Source organism: Microcoleus sp. ARI1-B5 (genome assembly GCF_036705795.1).
Taxonomy (GTDB): domain Bacteria; phylum Cyanobacteriota; class Cyanobacteriia; order Cyanobacteriales; family Microcoleaceae; genus Microcoleus.
Genome location: NZ_JAUBVK010000017.1, coordinates 155,788 through 164,589, shown reverse-complemented (window position 1 = coordinate 164,589; position 8,802 = coordinate 155,788). Strand labels below are relative to the sequence as shown.

At 46.2% G+C, this 8,802-nt stretch carries 7 protein-coding genes and 1 pseudogene; 2 read left to right on the top strand and 6 right to left on the bottom strand.

Features of this window, described 5'->3' with window-relative positions; genetic code table 11:
• The 4 genes and pseudogenes from QUB63_RS22905 to QUB63_RS22890 form a co-directional block, all read right to left on the bottom strand.
• Positions 1–356: pseudogene (locus tag QUB63_RS22905) on the bottom strand (hypothetical protein); the annotation flags it as partial.
• Between the two features lie 634 nt (positions 357–990).
• On the bottom strand, positions 991–1,722 hold the full coding sequence (locus QUB63_RS22900) for a DUF7873 family protein (RefSeq protein WP_190732936.1): 732 nt from the start codon (positions 1,720–1,722) through the stop codon (positions 991–993).
• A 360-nt stretch (positions 1,723–2,082) separates the two neighbouring features.
• The gene (locus tag QUB63_RS22895) at positions 2,083–2,988 is read right to left on the bottom strand and encodes a hypothetical protein (protein WP_332947621.1); all 906 of its coding nucleotides are present in this window, start codon (positions 2,986–2,988) and stop codon (positions 2,083–2,085) included.
• A gap of 10 nt (positions 2,989–2,998) precedes the next feature.
• On the bottom strand, positions 2,999–4,504 hold the full coding sequence (locus QUB63_RS22890) for an MBOAT family O-acyltransferase (RefSeq protein WP_332947620.1): 1,506 nt from the start codon (positions 4,502–4,504) through the stop codon (positions 2,999–3,001).
• Between the two features lie 419 nt (positions 4,505–4,923).
• Between QUB63_RS22890 and QUB63_RS22885 the strand changes: the two genes are divergently transcribed.
• Positions 4,924–5,199 (top strand): hypothetical protein, encoded by a 276-nt coding sequence (locus QUB63_RS22885; RefSeq protein WP_332947619.1) that lies wholly within the window; start codon positions 4,924–4,926, stop codon positions 5,197–5,199.
• Positions 5,200–5,202: 3 nt separating this feature from the next.
• Here QUB63_RS22885 and QUB63_RS22880 read toward each other — a convergent pair whose 3' ends face one another.
• Positions 5,203–6,096: an EI24 domain-containing protein gene (locus QUB63_RS22880; RefSeq protein WP_332947618.1), complete on the bottom strand. Its 894-nt coding sequence runs from the start codon at positions 6,094–6,096 to the stop codon at positions 5,203–5,205.
• 225 nt (positions 6,097–6,321) lie between these two features.
• Between QUB63_RS22880 and QUB63_RS22875 the strand changes: the two genes are divergently transcribed.
• Entirely contained in the window at positions 6,322–7,113 is a 792-nt protein-coding gene (locus tag QUB63_RS22875; protein ID WP_332947617.1) for a 2-phosphosulfolactate phosphatase family protein, read from the top strand.
• A 314-nt stretch (positions 7,114–7,427) separates the two neighbouring features.
• Here QUB63_RS22875 and QUB63_RS22870 read toward each other — a convergent pair whose 3' ends face one another.
• Entirely contained in the window at positions 7,428–8,795 is a 1,368-nt protein-coding gene (locus tag QUB63_RS22870) for a lipid-A-disaccharide synthase-related protein (protein ID WP_332947625.1), read from the bottom strand.
• Between the last annotated feature and the right edge of the window lie 7 nt (positions 8,796–8,802).

Below are 8,802 nucleotides of genomic sequence, written 5' to 3'. Positions count from 1 at the left end.
GGACGCTTCCATTCCAAGTAATCCTCCCACATCTCACCTACGGTCATCTCAGGCTCAGGTTCAGGGATAGGCGCTGCTAACTTCAATTCAGCAGCGTACTTGGTCTTTAAACCGTACTTGGCAAAGGTTGGATCAAACAACTGCTGCCAGTCGGGGTGCTGTAAATCACCTTCTATCCGGTAAGCAATTGCGATCGCCTTTTGCCAGTTCTCCGGGGTGTCTTTCATCCCCAAGCCTTGATGCTTTCGCTTCCCACCGAATACTGGGTTGTACTTGGTGCTGAACTGCAACCGGAGAGTACCTTTATCGGACTGAACAGCAATCGTCTCAGGGAGGGTTTGTGCTTTGGTGTACATTGGTTTTTCAAGGTTCTGTAAGGGTTTCAGATTTCTATCAACTTTCTAGCAAATATCCGAAAATCGAGGTATGTGCATAGCGTGAATGAAGCCGTGAAAACAATAGAGCATGGTTGTACATAAAACCCAGCCGTTCTGACCTTACTACTGGGTTTCTATTTACCGCCCATTTGCGCACGCTATCACATTTAAGTCAAGGATCTAAGATTGATAACATCGCGCTCTACCGATTGAGCTACCCCCCTGCGTTTGGTAGAGGGGACTGGATATGAGCCAGCAACCTCGATGACGTAGTTGTTCCTGACATTCGTTTTAGCGATCGGCGGTGAATGCTGAGTTTAGAGTAATAACTTGCTATTGAATTTGTACGCAACGCTGCCTCTACCAATTGGGCTACCCCTCTGTGTTTGAGAACTTATGCAGGAAGATCGAAGAAACCGGGTTTTTCACCGATATTAAAGGCTTCGAGCCAGTATTTTCGGGAAAAAACCCGGTTTTTGGCTAAGTCCTGTGTGTGATAGAAGGGACAGGAGTCGAACCTGTACTGTCACATTTGTACGGTTTAAGTTGAAGTTTTAGATTGAGCTTGTACTCTGTTTATATCTTAAACCATAACTATCAAAAAAGCAAGCAATTAGCGGAAAATAAATTGAAAAATTCGCTCTCCCACTCTCTGTTCCTCAACTTCAGAATTGTTAGCTTCTTCCCGGGCAAACATCACAGCTTGCTGCAAGATTTCTACCCTTTGCAGCAACTCATTGATCCGCCGCGCCGGCAAAGCTCCAGAAAATTTGACAGTCCGCCAGTAGCCGATCGTAATATCTTCGTAATAAACATCGACTTGAGCCGGGTGGTGTTCGGTAGCTTCAGCTTTAACGTGATTGCGGGGAGTTTTAAAAGTCTTGAGAGTTTGCACGGGTTCTGTTGCCCAGCAGTCGGCGGAAGCATCGAAGTTCCAAGTCTCGGAAGCATCTAAGACTGGAAGTTTTTTGATGAATGCTTGCAAATCTGCTAATTGCTTTTCAATGAATAGCAAATAGCTGACTGGCACTTGGCTCAACAGCACGTTTCCGTCTACGGTTACGTCGGCGCGGGCGCTGCAATTTGTCCAATCTTTGGTTGCGGTTACGTCGAAGAGTTTGGTCAAAACTTCAGTTGTTTTGCGGATAATCTCTTCGGCTTTAACTTCGACTTTTTTGGACTCGGGCGGCAGTTGTTCGCCTTCTTCGTCTTTGGGGCGGTAAGTGCGGGAGATTCCAGAAAGCACAGCGGGTTTCTGGAGAGCTTTTTGAGCTTCTGCTAGTTCTTGGACGGAGCGGCTTTTGATGCCTTTCTCGATCGCGATAATCTGATTTAATCGTGCCATTGTTCTATATTATTGATGCTGAACTCAAGTCAAGTCTGGTTAATAGCGATGTCAAATTGTTTGTCGTCTGGCTTTTAGGGCTTTGAGGACTTCCGTCGTCACTACAAACCTCACGATGTTTTTTACCCAGACATCACGGACATTTGTAGTATGACATACTTCAAAATAAATGACAAGCTTTCCTTTGTAGGGGCGGTGCCAATAGTGCCCCTAAGCTGTTGTGCATTTAAATTGTCTATTTAAATGCCATATCAAAACTCCCCGTCTCCCCGTCTCCCCGTCTCCCCGTCTCCCCGTCTCCCCGTCTCCCCGTCTCCCCCTCTGCCTAGATGCACAACAGCCTACCCATGGCCGCCCCTACTAGCCCAGCAATTTATGCCTCAAAAACTCGGCAAAATCTCTAGCATCGCTGCGGATCAAGTGGATGCCGTCATTGGTGCGCCACTCTCGCTCTTTCGGGGGTGGCAGCCACTCAAAGCGATCGGACGGAAACAGCTTTTTCGTCAATTCTCGGACTTGTTTTCTCCTGATTGCAGCGTCAACTCGCGACTCTTGCGGTATGTCAAATAAAACTACTTTGGTCCCGCTATTTTTGTTGATTTCAGCGAGTTGACTTTTAATTAAACCAGCTTCTTTTGTGATATCTTCTGCCTCTTTTTTAGACAAAGGTTTGCTTTGAATATCAACTGTCGTTTGGATAGCTTTTTGCGATAATTCAGGAGTAAGATTGCGAGCTTCTAAGCTATCAAGAGCCTCTCGCGTCAATTTTTGATGGTGCTGCGATCCATTTTTAAAACAATGAATAAAAACACTAATCGGACGATATTCTTCTCTCAGTATTGGCAAATACTTCCGCATCCAATAAAAAATAGGATTGTACAAAGAATCAACTAAATCCCTATCTATTGTGCGTGTAATAGTATCGTTAATTTCTACCAAAACCATCGGAGGGTTGCTGTTACTTCTTTTCACTATTTCTAAACCCGTCTGGCTCGATCCTCCCCCCAAAGCTATGCTCTTTACGCCCTTTCCAATGTCTGTAACATGAAGGTTGGCAGCTAGGGAACTACCCACCATTACGATTTTCAGATCGGAATCATCCTGATATACATACCTTTGAGCTTTGACAATGTTATTTTGAATCAGGCTAACTCCGTCAGAAGCTGGCAAAACTCGGCCGCTGACGAGCACTTGATAAAAACTCATTAGAAATAGAAAAATTAGTACCGGGCGCATAATAGATCGCAACTGGAATTTTATAAACATTGAACACCTTCTAGAATTGGAAATAAATAAATTGTTTCGAGCTGCCACTGTTTAGGAATATCATTGCTAGCATAATTCCTAAAGCTACATCTTGATAAATGCTCCAGAATTTTTGAAAGTTTTTAAGTGAATCATGTTTCATCACATTTTGCCAAGTGGGAAAATGAGGAATGTGATAAATTACTACTGGTATGGAAAAAATTAGCGTCGGAATAATGTGAGTCCAACCGGGCTTGATTTTATAGTTGCGAACTAAAGTAACTGCGAAGTCAACCGCTTCTTCAAATCGCGGCAGTTTGAAAAGCAGCCATCCCAAGGAAACAAAAGAGAAAATTCCTAAAACGCTAAGGCTGTCAAATAATAATTGCTGCCAGATTGGTTTGGTTTGTGGTGGATTTGGTTCGGGCGATTTGTTTTTGGATTTGTCGAACCCAAAAAAGCGTTCTACTGCTAAACCAAATCCGTGATAAATTCCCCAAACTGCATAACTCCAAGCAGCACCGTGCCACAAACCGCCTAAGGTCATTACTGTCATTAAGTTAACATAAGTTCGGATTTTTCCTTTGCGGTTTCCGCCGAGGGGAAAGTATAGATAATCTCTGAGCCAAGTTGATAGGGAAATGTGCCACCTTCTCCAGAATTCGGAGAGGGAACGGGAGATGTAGGGAAAGTTGAAGTTGTCGGGAATTGTGTAGCCCAAAGCGGCTGCAAAACCGATCGCAATTAAGGAGTAACCGGCAAAATCGGCGAAGATTTGGATTGAGTAGCCGAACAGCAGCGTCAGGTTGGTAATAGTTCCAAATCCTTGGTAGTAAGGAAAGCTGATCCAGAAGGTATAGTCTTTTAAGTTATCGGCGACGACCATTTTTAGGAAGTAGCCGACTGTGAGCGCTCTAAAAATGAAATTCAAAGAAATGTCTTTTAAATATTTAGGAGCGATTTGGGGATAGAATGTCTTTGATTTTAAAATCGGGCCTGACAGTAAATTGGGGAAAAAGCTAATAAAAAATGAAGTGTTGAGCAGGTGTTGGCTGAAGTTGGGCGAGACGTAAGCGTGTGATTCTGTTTCGCTTTTGTCTTTTTGACTCAGTACGTCTACTATTAAACTTATGCCTTCAAAGGTGTAGAAAGAAATGCCGATAGGCAGAGGTAATTTTAAGAATAAATAAGCAATGCTGCCTTCGGTTCGAGCAATATTAAAAACATCCGCAACAAAGTTAGCGAGCAAACCGGCGTATTTAAACAAACTCAAGATTAATACATTGAGAACTACTCCCGATAAAGCCCAAAAAAATCGCTGTTTCTTGTCGGAAATTCGGGCAACTTGAAAGCTGGCTGTAGCGTTGATAATAATTGATAGCAGCAGAATCAGCAGCAGTGCGGGGGCGCTCCAACTGTAAAATATAAAGCTGGCAATTATGAGGATGGGAACTTGCAGTTTTTGCAAGGGAGGGAAATAATATAGGGCGAAAACAATCGCAAAAAATACTAAAAATTCAATACTGTTAAATAACATATTTTTTTGATTTTAGTCTTTGATAGGACTGACACACAGGGGGGTTCATCACCTTGGTTTTTCAACCGATATCCCTCGCCTTCTCTGGTAAGATTTTCGCGATAAAACCCAGTTTCTGCGTCCAGGACTGTTTTAGCCAAGTTGTGAATCACTATATCAAGGAGTGGCGGTAATGCCAAGAGCGGACTCGTGGTGAGAGGTCGATCGCACCTCCTGCCCAAGTGTAGCAAATTTTACTTGTTTTTCACGCTGCGACTACCTCTTGAGATAGATGCGGAAATACCTCCAGGGGCCGCTTGCAATATCGGGAAACATTTCTTAACATATAGAGAACAAAGGGAATCCGAGGAAACACCAAAAATCCTTCAGCCCTTGGGGTGCCCGGTTAATCAGATTCTTCGCAAACAAGGGCAAAATCAATGAAAAAGCAGCAAAACTCGGAAGTTTCAGCATTTTTGCCAATGCTCCAAAAAGGCATTTGGCTGTTTGGGATTCTCTCTTGGATCTTCGGGCTGACAGATAGAAGTATTGCACTATTATCTGACGGATATTTATCGGCGATCGATATTGTCCAGCTCTTTACAGCTTCCTTTTTCTTCGTTAGCTGGCTGTTTTTAAGCCCGTTTCTGAGTTTTAACTCCCAGAGTCAGCGGCAGGTAGAAGGCCTTCGGCAGAAAGTAGAAGCATCTCGCTAGTTTTTAAGTTGTAATGTTAGTTTCTGGATCGCTATGAGTTTCTTCTGGGGCAAACCGGGCCGGCCAAATGCGATCGCAAAAAAACAAAGTTCCCGCCGTCACGCACAGCGGAATCGCCAACAGATTCAACAGCGGAATGCTCACCAAACCCAAACAAACCAAACCAAAACTCCCGCTGGCCGGCAAACTCGCCCGAATTATCTCCAATTTCTCCCGAAAAGGCCGCCTCCGCCTCTCCAAAGGTGCATCTAAAAAGTCCAAACAGACAATAGTCGCGCCTAAAGCTACGCCGCCCAAACTGCTAAGAATAGAGCCGGCGCCTGGGAGAAAATTCAGCAGCAGCAGCGGTAAGCCGACGCTCAACAAAATTTGTAGTTTTCGCAGTTCAAAGGCGATCGCCCTTTGAATATCCCGAAAAATACTCGCCAAGTTCATTGGTGCTTCTGCGGGCAATTGACCGTTCCGCAGAAGTTCCAATTGTTCGGAAAGTTTGCCGTACCAGGGCGAACCTAAAATCACGCCGAACTGCACTAACAAAAACCCGATTATCAGTAAAAGTCCTGAAACTAAAAGTACGCGCAGCAGCCAACCGAAAGCGACTGTCAACGCGCCGAGAAAGCTCAGCCAAGCTGGTAAACTCGCAATTACAGCACTAAATCGGACGGACAAATCGGCAACTAAAACGTCTATGCCTGCCAAACTAGGAAATAGCAAGCTTAAATAAAGACCGATACCAATTAGAAAATTTAGTGCGACGGGAACTAATACATAAGTCCACAGCTTGGGAGTTTGCCAAATCAGCGTGAAAGCTCGAAAAGGATAGGTGAAACCTGCGAGGAGTCCAATTGGTGCACTAATGGCCGCGCGGGCTGGATTTGAATTGAGCTGTTTTGACATATGCAGAAGGAAGTTCGGCAACGGATTGTGTAACGGATGTAACGGATGTAAAGGATAGAAGGAAGAAGGCTTTAGTTGTCTGGCGCCGTGAATTCAGAAGCAATAAAATCAAGGGTTTCAGCAATCAAGAACATTCTGACCGTCATGGCGGTTGACATATTAGCGGTGAGAGCGTCACTTTCTATTATTATTGCGTATGATGATTTATCGCAGGTAGCCCCAAAAGTGAAGCTTTTTATTTACCATACCCCGGAACTTACGCCAGCCGACAAAATGCCGGCTTGCGCGATCGCAGTTGATGTGCTGCGGGCGACTACGACAATGGCGACGGCCCTGAATAATGGGGCGGAAGCTGTCCAAGTTTTTAGCGACTTAGATAAGCTGATGGCCGAGAGCGAAAAATGGCCTGCTGACAAGCGGATTCGCGCTGGAGAGCGCGGCGGCGGCAAAGTTGACGGTTTTGACATGGGGAATTCGCCGCTGGACTGCGCGCCAGAAAAGGTGAGTGGGAAGCGAATTTTTATCAGCACAACTAACGGTACTCGGGCTTTGCAGCGAGTGCAAGCTGCTGCTTCTGTGTTGACGGCGGCTTTGATTAACCGCAAATCTGTGGTGCAGTTTCTGTTAAGCAAACAGCCGGAAAGTATTTGGATTGTGGGTTCTGGTTGGGAAGGAAGTTATTCGCTGGAGGATACGGTGTGTGCTGGTGCGATCGCCCAAAGCCTTTTAGCAGAAAGCGGTATTCCTGCGATCGATTTTGCTGGTAACGATGAAGTGTTTGGGGCGATCGCTCTTTATTTGCACTGGCAAGATCGGCTGCACGAATTGTTGGAAAAAGCCAGTCACGGTCAGCGCCTCCTCGGTTTGGGCGTGATTGAAGATTTAAAATATTGCGCCGAATTGGATACTTTAGATGTGCTCCCGGAGCAGCGAGAACCGGGTGTTTTGGTTAAGTCGGATTTTAAAATTCCTTCCTCTGCTTTCTGGGTTCCATCTTCGGAAAAAACGGCGAATTGAAATTGTCTGCGAGTGCAGTATTGGTAGGTGTGCTCTTGTAGTAGCCTACTCGAACAACGACGATAAAATTGGTGTCGATCGTTCGGAATGCAAGTCCGCATAAATCAGAGGACTCGCATTCCGATGCGGAGAACACTCAGAAAATTGGTGTCGATCGTTCGGAATGCAAGTCCGCATAAATCAGAGGACTCGCATTCCGATGCGGAGAACGACGGAAGTTAGTAATTAGCGAACAATATTTTTTTAAAGAAAGTACAATTAAAGATATGCGGTAGGGAGACAATAGTGTTGTATTCCTAGTGTATTGCAGGCAATTAAAAATGGCTGCCTTCACCGCCGAACCGCTGAATTAAACACTCGGCTATTCGGGCTGATGCACCGCTTTGTCCCATGCGGCGCCAGCCATTTTCAGCGATTAGCTGCAACCTGTCGGGATCGCGGAGCAAAGACTGCACGGTGCCGGCAACTTCGGCGGGATGTTTGACTAAAATTAATGAGGGGCCTAAGAGACGACTTTGAGCTTCGGCAAAAGCGCGAGTAAATTGCGGGCCGTTTCCGGGAATGGCGATCGCGGGTTTTCCTAAACCGACAAATTGTTCTGTAGCTGTTCCGGCCATTGCGAGCGCTAAATCGGCTTCGGACAAACAATCGTTAAAACTTTGCTGAGTTAAAATCATCGTGGCGTTTCTCTGCACAAATGTCAAGGGCAATAGCAAATTAGGAGATTCTTTCCGAATTTCTCGATCGCTAGAAACAGGAGGTCGCAAAATACTTCCTTCTCGCCGCTGCGTTCTAGTTTCGCCGTCAGGGCGCCAGCCAAAAAATTCTAAACTAGGTCGCAAAGCTTCTAAGTTTAATTCTGGAGAAATTGCTCCGAAAAATAACAGTTTGCGATCGGCAAACAGCGACAAAATTCCGGCGGCAGCCTCTACTATTAGCAGCCAATTAGCATACGCTTCCGGCGCTCGGGAACCGGGCAGTAAGGTGATGACGAGCGATCGCTCCATTTCCCGATACTCTGCATCAGGGCCGTAAAAACCGGCTGGGTTTTCCGGTTCGAGTCCGTCCATCATCGGATTTCCGAGATTGTAGGCGGGAATTCCCAGCTTTTGTAAAGTCTCGGCGGTGAGGGCGTCCCTGACAAACACGGCGCGACAGGCTTTTCTCGTCATCAACCAGCGCTCCCAAGGGAAATAAACCGATCGCGGCGACCAAATCCAAGCAAAAATGCCGGATTTGCGAGCCAGAGGCCCGTTCTCGTCCCGCAAATAATACTCGGACTTGGCTGTACCGACAAAGGCATAGGGCGCGCCGCTCAGCCAAGCAAACAGCAGCGGTACAATATCCCCGCAGGCTAAGATAACCGCGTCTTGATTCCCAGATTGTTGTTGCGATCGCACCCAAGCGCGGATGGCTTTAAACTGAGCTAGGGTCAACTGAAGCAGGCCGCCTTTGACATCGCGCAAAAATTCCCTTCCGTCCATGTAAATAAAGCCGCCTGAAGGCATCCGCTGCACCGGGCCGATGATGCGGGCGTTTTCGAGTTGGGCGAAAGCTTGCCCTTCGCCCACTAGCGGAAACACGGCTAATTCTGGGGGGTGCGGGTGCTGTTGCAGTTCCTGCAAGATGCTCCGGGCGATCGCATCTTCTCCGTGGCCGTTACTGAGGCAAAGTAATTTCAATCCCAAC

Bases quoted from the DNA above. Each gene is read 5' to 3' on its own strand.
- QUB63_RS22900 (WP_190732936.1), bottom strand. From the start codon at position 1,722: ATGGCACGATTAAATCAGATTATCGCGATCGAGAAAGGCATCAAAAGC.
- QUB63_RS22895 (WP_332947621.1), bottom strand. From the start codon at position 2,988: ATGTTTATAAAATTCCAGTTGCGATCTATTATGCGCCCGGTACTAATT.
- QUB63_RS22885 (WP_332947619.1), top strand. From the start codon at position 4,924: ATGAAAAAGCAGCAAAACTCGGAAGTTTCAGCATTTTTGCCAATGCTC.
- QUB63_RS22890 (WP_332947620.1), bottom strand. From the start codon at position 4,504: ATGTTATTTAACAGTATTGAATTTTTAGTATTTTTTGCGATTGTTTTC.
- QUB63_RS22880 (WP_332947618.1), bottom strand. From the start codon at position 6,096: ATGTCAAAACAGCTCAATTCAAATCCAGCCCGCGCGGCCATTAGTGCA.